This is a genomic window from Streptomyces sp. NBC_00094, assembly GCF_026343125.1.
In the GTDB taxonomy this organism is placed as follows: domain Bacteria; phylum Actinomycetota; class Actinomycetes; order Streptomycetales; family Streptomycetaceae; genus Streptomyces.
The window spans coordinates 4,680,574-4,698,837 of sequence record NZ_JAPEMB010000001.1 but is presented as its reverse complement, the minus strand read 5'-3'; the positions used below and the strand labels follow the sequence as shown (position 1 = coordinate 4,698,837).

The 18,264-nt window shown below is 73.3% G+C and carries 13 protein-coding genes; 9 read left to right on the top strand and 4 right to left on the bottom strand.

All coding sequences use genetic code 11. The features are described from left to right. The first annotated feature begins 21 nt into the window (after nt 1-21). Together OG580_RS20835 and OG580_RS20830 are read left to right on the top strand one after the other, a co-directional pair. On the top strand, nt 22-2,058 hold the full coding sequence (locus OG580_RS20835; RefSeq protein ID WP_267045191.1) for a protein kinase: 2,037 nt from the start codon (nt 22-24) through the stop codon (nt 2,056-2,058). Between the two features lie 37 nt (nt 2,059-2,095). Then, entirely contained in the window at nt 2,096-4,948 is a 2,853-nt protein-coding gene (locus tag OG580_RS20830) for an ABC transporter substrate-binding protein (protein ID WP_267045190.1), read from the top strand. A 14-nt stretch (nt 4,949-4,962) separates the two neighbouring features. On the opposite strand, the gene OG580_RS20825 is transcribed toward OG580_RS20830, so the two are convergent. Together OG580_RS20825 and OG580_RS20820 are read right to left on the bottom strand one after the other, a co-directional pair. Further along, nucleotides 4,963-5,361 carry a Zn-ribbon domain-containing OB-fold protein gene (locus OG580_RS20825; protein WP_267045189.1) on the bottom strand — a complete coding sequence of 133 codons (399 nt, stop codon included), beginning with the start codon at nt 5,359-5,361 and terminating at the stop codon, nt 4,963-4,965. Further along, entirely contained in the window at nt 5,358-5,810 is a 453-nt protein-coding gene (locus OG580_RS20820; protein WP_267045188.1) for a DoxX family protein, read from the bottom strand. The genes OG580_RS20825 and OG580_RS20820 overlap by 4 nt, the downstream gene beginning before the upstream one ends. A gap of 152 nt (nt 5,811-5,962) precedes the next feature. Here OG580_RS20820 and OG580_RS20815 point away from each other — a divergent pair, with 152 nt between their 5' ends. The 7 genes from OG580_RS20815 (at nt 5,963) to OG580_RS20785 (ending at nt 15,522) form a co-directional block, all read left to right on the top strand. Continuing rightward, nucleotides 5,963-7,129 carry an NAD(P)/FAD-dependent oxidoreductase gene (locus tag OG580_RS20815; RefSeq protein ID WP_267045187.1) on the top strand — a complete coding sequence of 389 codons (1,167 nt, stop codon included), beginning with the start codon at nt 5,963-5,965 and terminating at the stop codon, nt 7,127-7,129. Nucleotides 7,130-7,390: 261 nt separating this feature from the next. Then, nucleotides 7,391-9,613 carry an acetate--CoA ligase family protein gene (locus OG580_RS20810; RefSeq protein ID WP_267045186.1) on the top strand — a complete coding sequence of 741 codons (2,223 nt, stop codon included), beginning with the start codon at nt 7,391-7,393 and terminating at the stop codon, nt 9,611-9,613. Between the two features lie 15 nt (nt 9,614-9,628). Further along, entirely contained in the window at nt 9,629-10,417 is a 789-nt protein-coding gene (locus tag OG580_RS20805) for an enoyl-CoA hydratase/isomerase family protein (RefSeq protein ID WP_267045185.1), read from the top strand. 77 nt (nt 10,418-10,494) lie between these two features. Next, the gene (locus OG580_RS20800; protein ID WP_267045184.1) at nt 10,495-14,079 is read left to right on the top strand and encodes a hypothetical protein; all 3,585 of its coding nucleotides are present in this window, start codon (nt 10,495-10,497) and stop codon (nt 14,077-14,079) included. A 115-nt stretch (nt 14,080-14,194) separates the two neighbouring features. After that, a complete protein-coding gene (locus OG580_RS20795) occupies nt 14,195-14,776 on the top strand; it encodes a flavin reductase family protein (RefSeq protein WP_267048067.1) in 582 nt (193 codons plus the stop codon). Nucleotides 14,777-14,873: 97 nt separating this feature from the next. Beyond that, nucleotides 14,874-15,218 (top strand): type II toxin-antitoxin system RelE/ParE family toxin, encoded by a 345-nt coding sequence (locus OG580_RS20790; RefSeq protein ID WP_267045183.1) that lies wholly within the window; start codon nt 14,874-14,876, stop codon nt 15,216-15,218. Between the two features lie 4 nt (nt 15,219-15,222). Continuing rightward, entirely contained in the window at nt 15,223-15,522 is a 300-nt protein-coding gene (locus tag OG580_RS20785) for a helix-turn-helix domain-containing protein (protein ID WP_267045182.1), read from the top strand. 13 nt (nt 15,523-15,535) lie between these two features. On the opposite strand, the gene OG580_RS20780 is transcribed toward OG580_RS20785, so the two are convergent. Continuing rightward, on the bottom strand, nt 15,536-16,879 hold the full coding sequence (locus OG580_RS20780) for an MFS transporter (protein ID WP_267045181.1): 1,344 nt from the start codon (nt 16,877-16,879) through the stop codon (nt 15,536-15,538). Between the two features lie 119 nt (nt 16,880-16,998). Beyond that, on the bottom strand, nt 16,999-18,252 hold the full coding sequence (locus OG580_RS20775) for an MFS transporter (RefSeq protein ID WP_267045180.1): 1,254 nt from the start codon (nt 18,250-18,252) through the stop codon (nt 16,999-17,001). Nucleotides 18,253-18,264: the final 12 nt, after the last annotated feature.

Sequence of the window (18,264 nt, the reverse complement as noted above, 5' to 3'; positions counted from 1 at the left end):
CCCTCAGCTAATGTGTGGCCCATGCAGGGGGAACAGGAAGACCACACGGGCCTGGGCGGTCTGGACGGCAGCGGGGCCATGCCACTGGAAGCGGGGGACCCCCGGCAGATCGGGGCGTTCCGGCTGCTCGGCGTACTCGGGTCCGGGGGCATGGGGCGGGTCTATCTCGGCGCCGTACCGGGGAAGTTCGCGGCGGTGAAGCGGGTCCTTCCCGTACTCGCCGAGGACGCCGACTTCCTGAGCCACTTCGGGCACGAGCTCGACAACCTCGCCCGGCTGCCCGCCGGCGCCAACACCAAGCTCCTCGCGAGCGACCGCACCGCCAAACCCCCGTGGTTCGCGACCGAGTTCATCCCCGGCATCACCCTCAGCGAGGCCATCCGTCTCAACGGCGGCCCGCTGTCCGGCGACGCCCTGTGGCGGCTGCTGCGGGACGCCGCCGCCGGGCTGCGGGTCGTGCACGGCGCCGACATGGTGCACCGGGACCTCAAGCCCTCCAACGTCATGCTCACCGGCGACGGGCTCTCCCTCATCGACTTCGGCGTCGCCCGCGCCGCCGACCAGAGCCGGCTCACCAGGACCGGCATGGTCATCGGAACCCCCGCCTACATGGCCCCCGAGCAGGCCGTCGCCGAACGCGAACTAACCGGTGCCGCCGATGTGTTCGCCCTCGGGAGCCTTCTCCTGTACGCGGCGAACGGGCGGCCCCCGTTCGGTGAGGGCTCCGGGCCCGACCTGCTCTACCGGGTCGTCCACGGCGAGCCCGACTTCGGGCGGCTCACCGAGACCGACCCCGAGCTCGCCGCGCTCGTACGGACCTGTTTCACCAAGGACCCGGCCGACCGGCCGACCGCCGCCGCCCTCGTCGACCTCGCCGACGAGCGGGCCTCCGGGGCCGCGTGGCCCGCCGCCGTCGCCGAACGCATCGGCGAGCGGGCGGCCTTCGCCGCCGAGGCCCCCACGGCCGAGCACCTGGCCGAGCTGGAGCGGATCGAGCCCGCCCAGGACGTCGCGACCGCCTCCCTCACCCCACAGGCCGGGCGCGAGCCGGCGACCGCCTCCCCCGACGCCCTCGCGGTCACCGGAGCCGCCGCCGACGGCAAGCGGCGCGTGCGGCGCAACCGGTTCGTCATGCTCGCCGTGCCGGTCGTCGTGACGACCGGCGCCACCCTGACCGTCGCCCTCGGCCCGTACGAGATCGGCCGCCTCGGCGCGGCCGACGGCACCTCCTCTTCGCCCTCGGCGGTGGCCTCGCAGCCCGCGCCCGGCAACCCCGCGCCCCTCCCCACGTCGTCGTCCGCCAAGCCGGGCACCTCCACGCCCGCCTCCCCCTCCAAGGGGCCTTCCTCCGCTCCTCCCGGCGGCGCCACCGCCGTCCCGCCGCCCGTCACGGGTGGCGGCGGTGCGGGCGGGACCGGTGCGATACCCGGGGGCGGATCGGGAAGCGGCTCGGGAAGTGGGTCGGGGAGCGGCTCCGGCAGTGACTCCGGTTCCGGGTCCGGGTCCACGACCACCAGTCCGGGCAGTGGCGGGTCGACCACGACCAGCCCCGGCGGTGGCGGCGGGTCGACCACCACCCAGCCCGCCCCGCAGCCCTCGCGGACGACCACCCAGCCCGCTCCCCCGCCCCCCACCGGCGGCTCGGCGCCCTCGGGGACGTACTCCATCGAGAGCGTCTCCAACGGGGAGTGCCTGGCCGAGTCCAACCCCGGGTACACCATCCTGGCCATCACCGCCCCGTGCGGCAGCCCGCCTTCCAACGGCGGCACGATCTCCTACGCCTGGATCTACTCCCCCGGCGCGAACGGCACCTTCCGACTGGTCAACAAGCAGTCCGGCCACTGCCTCCAGCCGGGCGGAACCCCCGGCTACACCGCCAAGGCGTGCAACGGCTCCAGCCTCCAGTCGTGGAAGATCGGCACCAAGACGTCCGCCGGCAGCACCATCAAGAACATGAACAGCGGCCAGTGCATGGTCGCCGGGCCGCCGTTCCTGATGTCGTACACCTGCGACGCGAGCAGCAAGACCCAGCTCTGGAGGAACGTCTCCCCCGTCTGATCCGACAATTCCACCACCCCGCCGCTAGGTTGACTCCATGCGGGGCATGGTTCTGGACGGCCGGTACGAGCTCGCCGAGCGGGTCGGCGCCGGGGGTATGGGCGTCGTCTGGCGCGCCGAGGACGCGCGGCTCGGCCGCCGCGTCGCCGTGAAGGTGCTCGCCGCACCCGAGGGCGCGTCCGACGCCGACCGGGAGCGGATGCTCGCGCTCTTCCACCGGGAGGCGCGGGCCGCCGCCGCCCTGGAGAGCGCGTACATCGTCGGCATCCACGACCACGGGACGGCCGTCGGGGAGGACGGACAGGACGTCCCGTACCTCGTGATGCCGCTGCTCACCGGGCGAACCCTCGCGGCCCGGCTGCGCGAGGAGGGGCCGCTCCCGCCCGGCGAGGTGGCGCGGGTCGGCGCCCAGATCTGCCGGGCGCTCGCCACCGCGCACCGGGCGGGGGTCGTCCACCGGGACATCAAGCCCGCGAACGTCTTCCTCACTGAAGAGAACCTGGTCAAGGTGCTCGACTTCGGGGTCGCCACCTTCCTCGACATCACCGCTCACCGGCTCACGCGCACGGGCGACTGGCCGAATGGAACCGCCCACTACATGGCGCCGGAGCGGTTCAAGGACGGGCCCGAGGACCCTCGCGGGGACGTGTACTCGCTCGGATGTGTTCTGTACGAACTCCTCACCGGGCGGCCGCCGTTCACCTCGGGTTCGGCGGCCGCCCTGATCCACCACCACCTGCACGAGGCGCCTCCGGCGGTCGGTGGGCTCCGGCCGGGGCTGCCGGACGGGTGGGCGGAGCTGGTCGCCGAGCTGCTGGCCAAGGATCCGGAGGGGCGGCCTTACGCGAAGGCCGCGGCGGAGCGGCTTGATGCACTGGTGGGGGCGGGGGCTGCGGGGTCAGGGGCTGGGGCTGGGGGGTCAGGGGCTGGGGGCGCGGGGTCGGAGGCTGCGGGCTCGGGGACCGGGGCCGTCGCGTCCGCACCCGTACCCGCATCCGCATCCGCATCCGTGCCCGTGCCCGTGCCCCGGGCCGACACCTCGTACCGCATCGCCCCTCCGGCGCCCGCTGAGGCGTCGGCGGAGGCGTCGGCGGAGGCGTACGAGGAAGCGTTCGAAGCGTACGAGGAGGTGTCCGAGGAGGTGTCGGCGGAGGCGCCCGCGGAGGCGTCGGCGGACGGCCCCCCGCCCGGCGAACCGCCCTCCCGGCGCGGCTTCCTGTCCGTCCTCGGCGCCATGGTCCTCGGCGGTGGCGGCATGGCCCTGGGGATGCTCGACGACGCCGGTGGTGACGAGCCGACCGGGAAGGGGTCCGGCCCCGGCCCGTACGACATCCCCCTCGGCTCCGCAGAGGACTCCCGGGGTCCGGCCCTCGGTCCCACCTGGGCGGGCAGGGGTGGGGAGGTCGTCGTCCTGAGTCCGCTCCTCGGCGACTCGTTCGACCCGGCGGACCTCCCGTCGTCGTCGGCCGTCGCCGAGCTCCGCCGGCTCGTCTCCCGCCATCTCACCGGCTTCAAGCGCACCCGGGACGGCCGGCTCCTGCTCGTCGGCGACCTCGCCACCGATCCCGGGCTGTCCTTGGACGGCGGCAAGGAGTGGGGGTTCACGCTGAAGGAGAACCTCCGGTACGAGGACGGCACCGCCGTCCTGGCGGCGGACTTCGTGCTCGCCCACCGGCTCGTGGACCAGGACACGGACCGGAGCCCCCTCGGCGGCCTGCTCGTGACGGCCGTGCAGCGGGTCTGGGCGCTCGGCACCCGGACGGTCGTCTACCGGCTGAATCGGCCCGATCACGGATTCCCCTACCTTCTCGCCGGGCCGGCCGGTGCGCCCGTCCGGTCCGCCAAGGACGTGGGAGAGGGGGCGATCACCTCATCCTCCTGCGGTCCCTACCGGGTCGAGTGGAGCGTCGTCGGCGGCGGCGACCTGCAGTCCGCCGTCCTCTCCCGGAACCCGCACTGGGACGCGGCCACCGATCCGCTCCGGGCGGCCTACCCCGACCGGTTCTTCTTCGAACAGTGGGACGCGAAGGGGGCGCCGCCGGCGCAGGTCGTCGCCGCCTCGACCGCGGAGCGTCCGGCGGTGAGCCTCGACCACGACGCGCCCGCCGGGGCCGTCCCGCCCGCGCTGCGGACCGTGCGGGGCGCGAGCACCGCCGTGAGTTTCTACGTCGTCGACACACGACGGGTGAAGAACGTGACCGTGCGACGCGCGCTGGTCCGGGCGTTCCCGCGGGAGAGCGTCGTCCGGGCGGGTCGGGACGACCGTGCCGTCGTCCTTCCTGATGCCGTCGCCGCCGCACGTCTCCTGCCGCCCGGGGTGCGCGGATACCAGGACACCGGGGCGGCAGGGAACGGGGATCCCGAGGCTGCCCGCATGATGCTCGCGGACGCCGGGGGGACCGGGTACCGGATCGTCGTCGGGTACGAGCAGAGCGACCCGGCGGCGCGCGCCCGGGCCCTGCTGGTCGTCGACGCCCTGAACAAGGCCGGGTTCCGGGCGCGGGCGACGACGGCCCCGGGGAGTGCGGCGCTCGCCGGGACGACCCGTACCGGCGACGACGACGTCGATCTACGCCTGGTGACGCACTCCACGCACTCGCCGGATCCGGCCCTGTTCCTGCGCGGCCTCTTCGACACGCGCGTGCCTCAGGGCCACGGGCTCGGCGCGTACGACGACCCCGCCCTGCACGCGGCGATCGACCGGGCCCTGGAGTCGGCGGACACCGGCGAACAGGCGCGGGCGTGGGCCGCCGTGGACGATCTGCTCGTACGGCTCGGGGTGGTGGTGCCCGTCTGCCGGTACGAGAACCGGCTGCCGTACCGCGAGGGGCTGGCCGGACTGACCCTGGACGGGCGGGGACCGTCGCTGGCCATGGCCTACGTGGAGTGACCGCCCCGGCGGCTTCAGGCGGCGCCCGTGAAGACCGGGACCGTCGCCTCGCCCTCCGCGCGGAACGCGACCCGTAGCTCCATCCCGATCCGGAGCTCCGCCTCCGGTACGTCCACGACCTCCGTCATCATGCGCGGGCCCTCCGCGAGGTCGACGACGGCCGCGACGTACGGGACGCGCTCGCCGAAGGGCGGGAGGTCGTTCCGGTGGACGACGGACCAGGTGTAGAGCGTGGCCCGGCCGCTCGCCCGCTCCCAGCGGACGTCCTCGCTCCAGCAGTGGGGGCAGAACTCGCGCGGGTAGTGGTGGGTCCTGTCGCAGGCCGCGCAGTGGCGCAGGAGCAGGTGTCCGTCGGCGGCGGCGTCCCAGTAGGGGCGGGTGAAGGCGTCGATGTCGGGGTCGGCGGCCGTCACAGGAAGAGTCCGATCGCGGAGTCGAGGGACCAGGTCTGCCAGGACATCGCGAGGAGCGCGACCAGGGAGATCAGCGCCATCATCGCGTTCTGCCCCTGCTCGGCCCAGTCGTGGATCATCAGGACGAGGTAGAGGAGGTTGAGGAGCAGGCCGCCGACGAGGGCGACCGGGGTGAGGAAGCCGGCCACCAGGCCGAGGCCGAGGGCGAGCTCGGCGTAGACGACGACATACGCCATCGCCTTGGGGCGGGGGGCGACGACGGTGTCGAAACCCTTCTTGACCTGGGGCCATCTGTGCTTGGCTGCGACGTCGGCGGCCCAGGCTATGCCGGTGCCGCGCTCGAACCAGCCCTTCCTGTCCTTGTGGCGCCAGCTCTCCAGCCACCACAGGCCGAGGCCGATGCGGAGGACGGCGAGCCATTCGGCGCCGGTGAGCCAGACGGTCTGCATGCGCGTCCCCTCGACGGGTCTGATCTGACGGTACGTCAGTTCAGCGCAGGGCGGGCCTCCCGCGCAAGGGGTGGGCGGACGTGACCGATTCGCAACCGAAATCCCTCTCTGTCGAGACCCACTGCGTGTACACGTCATTACGCTCAGCATTCATGGCCACCACCACCCCCCAAGGTCCGCCGGTCCACCCCGTGTACGTCGTCGGCGGCGGGCCCGGCGGACTCGCCGTCGCCGCCGCCCTGCGCGAGCGCGGCGTCCGGGTCGTCGTCCTGGAGAAGTCCGACGCCGTCGGCGCCTCCTGGCGCGGCCACTACGACCGGCTGCGGCTCCACACCACCCGCCGGCTCTCCGGCCTCCCCGGCCTGCGGATGCCCCGCGCCTTCGGCCGCTGGGTCGCGCGCGCGGACGTCGTGCGCTACCTGGAGAAGTACGCCGAGAAGCACGAGCTGGAGGTCGTGACCGGCGTCGAGGTCTTCCGCGTCGAGCGGGCGGGCACGGAGTGGGTGCTGCACGCGACCGGCGGGCGGCGGCTCGTCGCGGGCGCGGTGGTCGTGGCCACCGGGTACAACCACACCCCGCGCCTGCCGGAGTGGCCCGGCCTCGACACGTACACCTCCGCGGACGGCAAGGAGCTCGTCCACGCGAGCGCCTACCGCAACCCGGGGCCGTACGAGGGCAAGGACGTGCTCGTCGTGGGTGCCGGGAACACCGGGGCCGAGATCGCCGCCGACCTCGCCGAGGGCGGCGCCGGGCGCGTGCGGCTCGCGGTGCGGACCGTCCCGCACATCGTGCGCCGTACGACGGCCGGCTGGGCCGCCCAGCGCACCGGCATCCTGGTGCGGCGGCTGCCGACGGGCCTGGTCGACCGGATGGGCGCCGCGATGGCGCGGGTCGCCCTGCCTGACCTGACGGCGTACGGGCTGCCCCGGCCGGAGAAGGGCGTCGCCACCCGGCAGCGGGAGGGGGCGGTCCCGGTGCAGGACGTCGGCCTGATCGACGCCGTACGGGCGGGGAAGGTCGAGGTCGTCGCCGCCGTCGAGGGCTTCGAGGACGGCGAGGTGCTCCTCGCGGACGGCACCCGGATCGCCCCGGACGCGGTGATCGCGGCGACCGGCTACCTCCGCGCGCTGGAGCCGCTCCTCGGCCACCTGGACGGCGTGCTCGACGGGCGCGGGCGGCCGGTGGTCCACGGGGCGCGCTGCCCGCGCGAGGCGCCGGGGCTGTACTTCACGGGGTTCACGAACCCGATCAGCGGGATGTTCCGCGAGCTGGCGATGGACGCGGAGAAGATCGCGCGGCGGATCGCGCGAGGCCGGTAGGGGGTGTCCGCCCCGGCGGACGTACGGAGACCCACCGCGCGTCCGCCCCGGCGGACCTCCGCGCCCCCTCCACGCCGTCCATCCCGACGGACGTCCGGAGCCCCTCCGCGTCCGAGTTCCCACCGCCAACCGTCCGATTCCCGCCCGCCATCCGTCCGTTTCCCGAACATCCCCCCGCACGACCATTCCTGACTGGCCGTCAGTTCTGTAATCTGACTGTGCGTCAGGTCAGTAGTCATGGGCGGAAGGTGGAGCGGAACGATGCTTGGATCGACTCACGGCACCTTCACCACCGATCTCCGCGCCCGCGTGGTCGCCTGCGGCGAGGCGCCCCCGGTCGTCGTGCACGGTGTCACCGCCACCCCCGGCGACCAGGACGTCAGCGGGCGGCCGCTGCACGCCCCCGTACCCGATCTCGACCGGTTCTTCCGGCCCGGGTCCGTCGCCGTCGTCGGTGCCTCCGACACCGAGGGGCGGCCCAACACCGGGATCACCCGGCAGCTCCTCGCCTGGGCCGAGCGGGTCGGCGCCCGGCTCGTGCCCGTGCACCCGACCCGTACGAGCGTGTTCGGGATCGACTGCGTACCGTCCGTCGGCGCGCTCACCGAGCCCGTCGACCTCGCCGTCCTCCTCGTCGCCGACCCGCTCCCCGTCATCGAGGAACTCGCCGAGACGAAGGTGCGGTTCGCGGTCGCCTTCGCCTCCGGTTTCGCCGAGACCGGAGAGGCCGGCGCCGCCGCTCAGGAGCGGCTCGCCGACGCCGTGCGCCGCTCCGGCATCCGGCTCCTCGGCCCCAACACCAACCTCAACGCCTTCGAGCGCTTCCGCGACGACCTCGAAGGCCCCGCCATCGCCCTCATCACCCAGTCCGGCCACCAGGGGCGGCCCGTCTTCACCCTCCAGGAGCTCGGCGTCCGGCTCTCCCACTGGGCCCCCACCGGCAACGAGGCCGACCTGGAGACCGCCGACTTCATCTCGTACTTCTCCGGACTGCCCGAGGTCGGGGCCATCGCCTGCTACGTCGAGGGGCTCAAGGACGGCCGTTCCTTCCTCCTCGCCGCCGACCGGGCCGCACGCCAGGGCGTCCCCGTCGTCGCCGTGAAGGTCGGCCGCACCGAGACCGGGGCCCGGACCGCCGCCTCCCACACCGGCAAGCTCACCGGCGCGGACCAGGTCGTCGACGCGGCCATGCGGCAGTACGGAGTCATCCGGGTCGACGGGCTCGACGAGCTCCAGGACACCGCGGCGCTGCTCGCCCGCGCCCGCCGCCCGCTCGCCGACGGAGTCGTCGTCTACTCGATCTCCGGCGGTACGGGTGCCCACTTCGCCGACCTGGCCACGGCGGCGGGGCTCGATCTCCCCGCCCTCCCGCAGGCCAAGCAGGACGAACTCCACCAGTGGATCCCGGAGTACCTGAACGTCGCCAACCCCGTCGACAACGGCGGGCACCCGGTGGGCGACTGGCGGGGCCGGAAGATCATCGACGCGATCCTCGCCGACCCCTCCGTCGGCGTCCTCATCTGTCCGATCACCGGCCCGTTCCCGCCCATGAGCGACAAGCTCGCCCAGGACCTGGTCGACGCCGCCGAGGCCACCGACAAACTGGTGTGCGTGGTGTGGGGCTCGCCGGTGGGGACGGAGGACGCGTACCGCTCGACTCTCCTGGGCTCCTCGCGCGTCGCTACCTTCCGTACCTTCGGCAACTGCATCGGCGCCGTGAAGGCCTACCTCGACCACCACCGCTTCACCACCGGCTACGTCTCCCCCTTCGACGAGGCCCCCCGCACCCCCTCCCCCTCCTTCCGCAAGGCCCAGGCCCTCATGCGGCCCGGCCGGCGGCTCAGCGAGCACGCGGCGAAGCAGCTGCTGCGGGCGTACGGGATACGGGTGCCGCGCGAGCAGCTCGTGACGAGCGCGGCGGCGGCGGTCCGGGCCGCGGGGCTCGTCGGCTACCCGGTGGTGATGAAGGCGTCCGGTGCGCAGCTCGCGCACAAGACGGAGCTGGGACTCGTGAAGGTCGGGCTGACCTCGGCCAGCCAGGTCCGGGACGCGTACCGCGAGCTCACCGACATCGCCCGCTTCGAATCGATCGACCTCGACGGGATCCTCGTCTGCCAGATGGTCGGGCGCGGGGTCGAGATGGTGGTGGGCGTGACCCGCGACGAGCTGTTCGGCCCGACCGTCACCGTCGGTCTCGGCGGGGTCCTGGTCGAGGTCCTGAACGACACGGCCGTCCGCGTTCCGCCCTTCGGGGAGCGGGAGGCCCGTTCCATGCTCGCCGAACTGCGGGGCCGGGCCCTGCTCGACGGTGTGCGGGGAGCTCCGCCGGCCGACGTCGACGCACTCGTCGAGGTCGTGCTGCGGGTGCAGCGGATGGCCCTCGAACTCGACGGCGAGCTCGCCGAACTGGACATCAACCCGCTGATGGTGCTGCCGCGCGGGCAGGGAGCGGTGGCCCTGGACGCGCTCGCGGTCTGTCGCTAATCGAGAGGAGCACCGATGACCGACGTCCTCCACGCCGTCGAGAACGGCGTCTCATGGATCACGCTCAACCGCCCCGAGGCGATGAACGCGGTCACCTGGGACCAGAGGGAGCGGATCATCGCCCTGCTCGCCGAGGCCTCCGCCGACCCGGAGGTCCGGGCGGTGGTCGTCACGGCGACGGGCCGGGGCTTCTGCGCGGGCGCGGACCTGCGGGGAGCGCCGTCGTCCGGTGCGGAGCGGGTGGCGGGGGACGTGGCCCGGATGATCCGGCTCGGCGCGCAGCGGTTCATCGGGGCCGTACTGGACTGCGAGAAGCCGGTGATCGCGGCGGTCAACGGCACGGCGGCGGGGATCGGGGCGCATCTGGCGTTCGCCTGCGACCTGGTGCTCGCGGCGGACTCGGCACGCTTCATCGAGGTGTTCGTACGGCGGGGACTCGTCCCGGACGGCGGCGGCGCGTATCTCCTCCCCCGGCTGATCGGGCCGCAGCGGGCGAAGGAGTTGATGTTCTTCGGCGACGCGGTGCCGGCGGCGGAGGCGAAGGAGATGGGCCTGGTGAACCGGGTCGTCCCGGCGGAGGACCTGGAGAAGACGGCCCGGGAATGGGCGGAGCGCCTGGCCCAGGGTCCGACGCGCGCGCTCGCCCTGACGAAGCAGCTGGTCAACGCGTCCCTGGACGGGGACCGCACGGCCGCCTTCGCGACGGAGGCGACGGCCCAGGAGCTCAACATGACGACGCGGGACGCTCAGGAGGGGGTGGCGAGTTTCGTGGAGCGGAGGGAGGCGCGGTACGAGGGGAAATAGTCGCGCGACCGGAGCCCGGGGCCGCCCGTAGTGTGGGACGTGCATATGCCACACACTGCCGCTCCGGGGGGAACGGAATGCCCAACTCCGCGCGCTCGCGCGAAAGATCCGGAAGATCCGGAAGATCCCTTCTTCTGGTCCCGGCCCTGCTGACGGCCCTCCTGGGCACACTGGTCCCGACGGGCACGGCCCTCGCGGCGACGCCCGCGCCGACCGCATCGACGTCGACCCCGGTCGCCCAGGCTCCGTCCGAGCCCGCGCCCGAGCCGTCGGCCACCACCGACCCGACGCCGGACCCGACGCCGACCGTCGACCCGACGCCGGACCCCACAGAGACGGCCACCCCCTGCCCGGCCCTCCCCCTCACCTCGCTGGGCGACCCCGGCGACGCGGCCGGCAGCGCCACCGTCGAGGGGCGCGGCACCGCCTGCTTCACGGTCACCGTGGAGAAGCCGGGCCTGCACCGGATGCTCTACTCCAACCAGCACGCGTACCCGTCGCTGTACTCCGGTGAGACCCCCGTCGTGTGCGAGAACTTCGCCTACCGGGACTCCTGGTGCGAGCTCGCTGTCGGGACGTACACGCTCAAGCTCTACAACAGTGACTGGAGCACCCAGGAGAGCGGCGTCTCCCTCGTCCCGCTGATGCCCGCCCCGGGCTGCCCGGGCGTCCCTGGCACCGGCTACGACACGGCCCCGGCGACCGGTCAGGGCGTCGGGCCGCTGGGCGTCGTCTGCCACGCCTTCACCGCCGCCCCCGGCGAGCGGATCACCGCCGAACTCCCGCGTGCCGACCAGTACTGGATCACCGACCACTCCGGCAAGCGGATCTGCCCGCCCTGGAACGCCGACGGCAGTGTCGGCTGCGTCCTGCCCGAGGGTTCCGCCGGCTACCGCGTCCTGGCCGTCGTCAAGCACGCCTCGGACGGTTCCGCCGCCCCGTACACCCTCACGGTCCGGCGCCTGTCGAACCCGGTCGGCTGCGCGGCCGCGCACGTGAACGCGTACGGCACCGCGCCCACCGAGGCCGCACCACAGACCGGATGCCGGACGTTCACCCCCGCCGCCACCGGCCGGTACGACGTACGGATCGGCGACATGGCCACCGAGGGCGTCGAGGTGTACGCGCCGGACGGCACCACCGCCTGCGCGTACGAGAAGACCTGCGCGCTCGACGCGGGCGTCCCGTACACCGTCGTCACCGACCGTGCCGTGCGCGTCCTGGACCTCGCCTCACCGGAAGGCTGCGTGAGCGGCGTCCCGCTCGCCGTCACCCACCGGAGCACGTTCGGCGCGCCCGGCTCCGTGGGCTGTCTCCACCTGCCGGTGCCGCAGGACGCGCACGTCGCCGTCCTGACCGACCGCGCCGCCGACGTCACCGTCGTCGACGCGAACGGCACCGCCTTCTGTGAGGGCGACCTGACGGACGGCACGTGCGCTCTGGGCGGCACCGCCCCGTACCGCGCGCTCGTCGCCAAGAGGGACCCGTACGCGGAGGCCGACGGCTACGGGCTCGTCGTCCATCGCACGGACGCCCCGAGCGACTGCCGAACCTTCCTGCCCGGCGACTTCACGACGAAGCCGACCCGCATGAGCGTGCGGACCGGCGAGGGCGTCTTCGCCGACTGCCTGACCATTCCGGCGGACGGTCATTCGGCGCGCGAGCTCATGCAGATCCAGAGGGTCGCGGGCACGTCGAACGCCACGGTCAGCGTCCTCGACGCGAACGGCAGGCAGGCCTGCACGGTCGGCACCTACAACTCCTGGACCACGTGCAACCTGACGCCCGGCCTCGCGCACACCGTGCTCGTCCAGGGCGACGACGTCCCCGCCGAGTTCGCCCTGACCCGTCGGGACGTCACCGCCACCGCGCTCGGGTGCGTGACAACCCCGGCCACCGCGGTCGGCGGCCCGTCCACGGCCGGTGTCCCGGCCACGCCCGGCACCTTCCTGTGCCACCAGGTGACGACCGCCGACGCACGGGACACCCTGCACCTGAACGCTCGCGACGTGCGGAGCTCCGCACGGCTCGGCGTGTACGACGCGAACGGCGACGGTCTCTGCGGCTACTTCACCAAGGGATGCGCGGTCACCGGCTCCACTCGCTACCAGGCGCTCGTCGTGGTCCGGGAGGACGAGACGCCCGCGCCCGCCTACCGCCTCGACGCCCTGCGGATCGGCACGGCCTCCGGCCCCGCGCCCGAGTGCGTCAAGGTCCCGAACGTCAGCTACGGCTTCGGGCCGCTGGTCGGCACCCTGTCCGAGCAGAAGACGGCGGTGTGCGCGGTGCTGCCGACGGCGGCGGGCGACATGTTCGCCCTGAAGCTCACACCGGCGGGGACCTTCGAGCAGATGCCGACCCCCTGGCTGTACCGCGGCTCACCCCTGGTCAACGGCTGCCAAGGGCAGTTCTCCAGCGCGGGCCAGAGCTACTCGTGCCGCCTGCCGAGCGACACGGAGAGGACGCCCCAGCCGAGCACGCTCGTGATCGGGCTGCCCGAAGCGCCCGCTCAGGCCACCACGGCGATGAAGGCCGAGTTCACCTGCGAACGGGGGCTGTGCGGGTCCGAGGAGCGGACCATCGGCACGGTCGGCCCTGCCACGGTCGCCAAGGGCAAGATCACGATGACGGTCACCGGCACCGCCCTGCACGAGCAGGACGTGGTCTTCCTGGCCAACACGACCGCGAGTTTCCGCGCGTGGTCGACGACGGTCTCCGTCGCCCCCGACCGGCGGAGCATGCAGGTCTCCCTGGACCTGACGAACGCCCCGCTCGGTCCCCTGAACGTGACAGTGTCCCCGTATCACGGCTACGGGTACCCCCGAGGCACCGTCACCGTCGTCGCCCCGCTCCGGAACACCGCCGCCCCCAAGATCACCGGCACCGTCGTCGTCGGCGGCAAGGTGACGGCGGGCGCCGGTTCCTGGACTCCTGCGGCCGAGTCGTACGCGTACCAGTGGCGGGCCAACGGCGTCGCGATCGCGGGGGCCACGGCCTCCACGTACACGATCCCCTCCACGCTCCAGGGCAAGCAGCTGTCGCTCGCGGTGACCGCCCGCAAGGCCGGTCACCCCGTCGTGACGGCCACCAGCGGGGCCGCCGTGGTCAAGGGCGTCGCGCCCAAGCCGACGAAGGTGCCGTACGTCTCCGGCTCCACGCGGGTCGGCAACAAGATGACGGCCGTGGTGGGGAGCTGGTCTCCCGCGCCCACGTCGTTCACGTACCAGTGGCGGGCCAACGGCGTGGCGATCTCCGGGGCCACCTCGTCGACGTACGTGCCCGTCGCGTCCACCCTCGGCAAGAAGCTCACGGTGACCGTGACGGCCCACCGGACCGGGCACTACAGCGGGGCCTACACGACCGCCGGGTACACCGTCGGCACGGGCTACGCGCCGCGGGCGACCGCCGCCCCGTACACCACGGGCACGGTCAGGGTCGGGCGCACGCTCAGCCTGAACCGGGGGACCTGGACGCCGGCGCCGACCTCGTACGCCTACCAGTGGTACGCGAACGGGCGGGCCGTCAGCGGAGCCACGAAGTCCTGGCTCACGCTGACGTCGGCGCAGCGCGGGGCGAAGATCACTGTGCGGGTCACGGCCCACCGGACCGGTCACTACTCCGGGGTCGCGTGGACCCGGGCCACCTCGGCGGTCCTCGGCTGACCCTCCTGCCCCCTCCACCCCGGAAGCCCCCGGGGCGACGCTCGTCCGTCGCCCCGGGGGCTTCCTATCTGACGAACCGTCAGCTTCAATGGTCGGTGTGATGGGACACGCGGGGATGGCGGCCACCGCCGTCCGACACCTGAGAGCGGCCGGTTCGCCGACGGCCGTCGAACCACTGCCACGACCGGTACTGCGCGCGGTACGGGAGGACGAGCGACCGCCCGTCGACCCGGCCGAATTCCGCCGCGTCCTCGGTCACTTCGCGAGCGGGGTCACGATCGTCACGGCCCTCGACGCCGACGGCCCGGCGGGCTTCGCCTGCCAGTCCTTCGCCTCGCTCTCCCTCGACCCACCCCTGGTCGCCTTCATGGTCGCCCGTACGTCGACGACCTGGCCCCGGATCGCGGACGCGGGCACGTTCTGCGTCAACATCCTCGGGGCCGACCAGGGCGAGCTGTGCCGGTCCTTCGCGGTCAGCGGGGCCGACAAGTTCGCGGGCGTCGACTGGACCCCGGCACCGACGACCGGCTCCCCCCTCCTGCCCGGCTCCCCCGCCTGGCTGGACTGCGCGATCACCGCCGTCCACACGGGCGGCGACCACCTGATCGTGGTGGGTCGGGTCGACGCACTCGGCGCGACGGAGCCCGGGGACCCCCTGCTCTTCCACCGGGGGCGGTTCGGGCGGTTCAGCGCGTAGGGACACCTCACCCGCCCTTCGGCGCGACTCTCACCCTTTCGGGTACTCCCCGGCGATCGACGCCCGGACGGAGTACGCTCGCCATAACGTCCTTGTTATGTCATGGGGCCATGTCGAACTTGAGCCGGAGGTGGAGAAGTGGTTCCTCGGACTCACCCACAGCCACCGCGGTACGGTCGCGTTCTACGTCGACCTGCTCGCCGATCACGGCGTGCACCTCGGGGAGCCGTACACCAGGCAGCTGTCCGGCAAGGTCCGAGAACTCCGGTTCCATCTGGACGGCAGCTCGGTCCGTGTCACGTACTGGATCGCTTCCGGCCGGAGAATCATCCTGCTGACCGTCTTCCGGAAGACCCGGCAACACGAAGCCGCCGAACTGGACCGGGCCGTGCGGGCGTGGGCGGCGTGCGTCGCGCAGGAACACACCGTCGACGAGGGGTGACTCGATGAGCGACCGTACGGAATGGGACAGGCTGCGCGAGGAGATCCTGGAGCATCCCGAGGCCCGAGCCTCCTACGAGGCGACCCGGGTCCGGTTCGAGCTGGGGAGGGCGGTGCGGGCGCGCCGGGAGGAACTCGGCATGTCCCAGACACAGCTCGCCCGTGTCGCCGGGCTCCGGCAACCGGCCGTCGCCCGGTTCGAGGCCGGCGGGACCATGCCCACTCTGCCCCTCCTCGAACGCCTCGCCGTCGCGCTGGGAATGCGCCTGCACGTCGGGTTCGAGCCGCTGGACAAGGCCGGCTGAGCCCCACGCGCCCTCATGCTCCCGCCAGGGACCCCGGCTCCGGCCGGGGTTGCCGGATGACCAGGGCCATCAGGGCCGCCGCCGCGCAGAGTGCCCCCGAGGCGTACCAGACCAGGTCGTACGAGCCGAAGACGTCGCGCGCGACTCCGCCCCCGAAGGCGACGACGGCCGCGCCGACCTGGTGGGACGCGAGGACCCAGCCGAAGACGATCGCCGAGTCCTCGCCGTAGTGCTCGCGGCAGAGGGCGATCGTCGGCGGGACCGTCGCCACCCAGTCCAGGCCGTAGAAGACGATGAAGAACAGCATCGGCGGGTGCACGGTGGGCGCGAGCAGCATCGGCAGGAAGAGGAGGGAGATGCCGCGGAGCGCGTAGTAGACGGCGAGGAGCCGGCGCGCGGAGAAGCGGTCGGTGAACCAGCCGGAGGCGACCGTGCCGACGACGTCGAAGACGCCGATCACCGCGAGCAGCCCCGCCGCCGCCGTCACGGGCATCCCGTGGTCGTGGGCGGCGGGCACGAAGTGCGTCTTGACCAGGCCGTTCGTCGAGGCGCCGCAGATCGCGAAGGTGCCGGCGAGCAGCCAGAAGGGGCCGGTGCGGGCCGCCTTGAGGAGGACGGTGACGGTCCGGCGCGCGGCGCCCGTGACAGGGGCGGGCTTGTCGGCGTACTCCCCGCCGTACGGGGCGAGGCCCACGTCCGCCGGGTGGTCGCGGAGCAGCAGCCAGACGAAGGGGACGACCGCGAGCGCGGCGAGCGCGACGGTGACGGCGGCCGGGCGCCAGCCGTGGTGCTCGACCAGCCAGGAGAGCAGCGGGAGGAAGACGAGCTGCCCGGAGGCGCCGGCGGCGGTGAGGATGCCGGTGACGAGCCCGCGCCGGGCGACGAACCAGCGGTTGGTGACGGTCGCGGCGAAGGCGAGCGCCATGGAGCCGCTGCCCAGGCCCACGAGGACGCCCCAGAAGAGGACGAGCTGCCAGGCGGCCGTCATCCACACGGTGAGGAGGGAGCCGACGGAGATGATCGTCAGCGCGACGGCGACGACCCGGCGGATGCCGAAGCGGTCCATGAGCGCGGCGGCGAACGGGGCCGTCAGGCCGTAGAGGGCGAGGTTCACCGAGACGGCGAAGCCGATCGTGCCGCGCGACCAGTCGAACTCCCCGTGCAGCGGCTCGATCAGCAGGCCCGGCAGGGATGCGAAGGCCGCGGCGCCGATGATCGTGACGAAGGTGACCGCCGCGACGAACCAGGCGCGGTGGACACGGGGGGTACGCGGGGTGCCGGGCGCATCCCCCGCATCCCCCGTCCGGCGCGTGGTGGGCGGGAGTTCGGATGCGGGCGGGTCGGTTGTCTGGGCCATGCCACAGAGCTTCGCGCCGCGCCCGCATCCCCTGCCATTGGCCTGAACGACACGTTTCCAAAGGATCGGGACACACCGATCGGGACACACGGATCGGGACACGCCGGCCCCGAGAGCCCCTACAGCCGTGGCAGCGTCCTGATCGGCCGTACCGCCAGCAGCGCCGCCACCACGAGCACCGCGATCCCGGCCCCCGTGAGCAGGACCGCCTCCGTGCCGACGGCCACCGCGACCGGGCCCGACAGGGCGCGGCCGACGCCCATCATCAGGAGCGACCCGGCCACGTCGTACGCGTGCATCCGGTTGAGGGCCTCCTGCGGTACGTGCGTCTGGACGGCGGTGGACCACATGACCAGCCAGAAGGCGAAGGCCGCGCCGCCGATGAACTGGCCCGCGCCGAGCAGCGGTACGGGCGCGTCCGTACCGAGCAGGAAGAGGTTCACGGGGAGGCCGAGGAGGGCCACCGCGCCCGCCGCGAGGGGGCGGCGGGGGCGCAGCCGGAGGGCGAGCAGGCCGCCGACGGCGCTGCCCGCGCCGTTGATCGCCATCAGCACGCCGTACGTGGCGGAGCCGTGCTCCCCGGTGACCAGGCTCGCGGTGAGCGGCACCATCGGGCCCGCGACGGTCAGCCCGTACACCGTCCAGATGGCGATGACCCCCCACAGCCAGCTGCGGGAGCGGAACTCACGCCAGCCGCCGACGAGTTCGGCGCCGAGGGAGTCGCGGTGGACGGTGTCGGAGGGGATGGGGGCGATCCGCATGAGGGCGAGGCAGAGGGCGCTGACGGCGAAGGTCACGCTGATGACGGCGAAGGCCGCGCCCGCGTTCCACACGGCGACGAGCAGGCCGGCGGCGGCCGGCCCCGCCATGATCATGAGGGCCTCGACGACCCGCAGGACGGCGTTGGCGCGCTGCACGTCGGGGGCGATGCGCGGGATCGTGGAGGCGACCCCGGGCTGGAAGAGGGCGGCGCCCATGCCGCTGAGGACGGAGAGGGCGTAGACGGCCCAGAGGGGTGGGCTGCCGAGGGCGAAGGAGACGGCGAGGACGCCGGAGGCGGGCAGCCGCAGCAGGTCCGCGAGGATCATCATGCGGCGGGCGGTGAACCGGTCGGCGAGGACGCCGCCGAAAAGCACGAAGAGCGCGAAGGCGGCGGTCCAGCCGCCGAGCGCGTAGCCGACGGTGGAGCCGGGGTGGCCGGCGCCGAGGAGTCCGGCGGCGAAGGCGACCGGGACCATGCCCTCGCCGAAGACGGCGACCGCGCGGGCGACGAAGAAGAGCCGGAAGTTACGGTTCCACAGTGCGGGCGGCTCGGCCGGGGCGGGAATCCGCTCGGCGGCCTCAGACTTGTACGTGTTGTCCGTCACGGACACGAAGAGGTATCA

Coding starts and splice junctions, on each gene's coding strand:
- OG580_RS20835 (WP_267045191.1), top strand. CDS start 22: ATGCAGGGGGAACAGGAAGACCACACGGGCCTGGGCGGTCTGGACGGC.
- OG580_RS20830 (WP_267045190.1), top strand. CDS start 2,096: ATGCGGGGCATGGTTCTGGACGGCCGGTACGAGCTCGCCGAGCGGGTC.
- OG580_RS20820 (WP_267045188.1), bottom strand. CDS start 5,810: ATGCAGACCGTCTGGCTCACCGGCGCCGAATGGCTCGCCGTCCTCCGC.
- OG580_RS20815 (WP_267045187.1), top strand. CDS start 5,963: ATGGCCACCACCACCCCCCAAGGTCCGCCGGTCCACCCCGTGTACGTC.
- OG580_RS20810 (WP_267045186.1), top strand. CDS start 7,391: ATGCTTGGATCGACTCACGGCACCTTCACCACCGATCTCCGCGCCCGC.
- OG580_RS20805 (WP_267045185.1), top strand. CDS start 9,629: ATGACCGACGTCCTCCACGCCGTCGAGAACGGCGTCTCATGGATCACG.
- OG580_RS20800 (WP_267045184.1), top strand. CDS start 10,495: ATGCCCAACTCCGCGCGCTCGCGCGAAAGATCCGGAAGATCCGGAAGA.
- OG580_RS20795 (WP_267048067.1), top strand. CDS start 14,195: ATGGCGGCCACCGCCGTCCGACACCTGAGAGCGGCCGGTTCGCCGACG.
- OG580_RS20790 (WP_267045183.1), top strand. CDS start 14,874: ATGTCATGGGGCCATGTCGAACTTGAGCCGGAGGTGGAGAAGTGGTTC.
- OG580_RS20785 (WP_267045182.1), top strand. CDS start 15,223: ATGAGCGACCGTACGGAATGGGACAGGCTGCGCGAGGAGATCCTGGAG.
- OG580_RS20780 (WP_267045181.1), bottom strand. CDS start 16,879: ATGGCCCAGACAACCGACCCGCCCGCATCCGAACTCCCGCCCACCACG.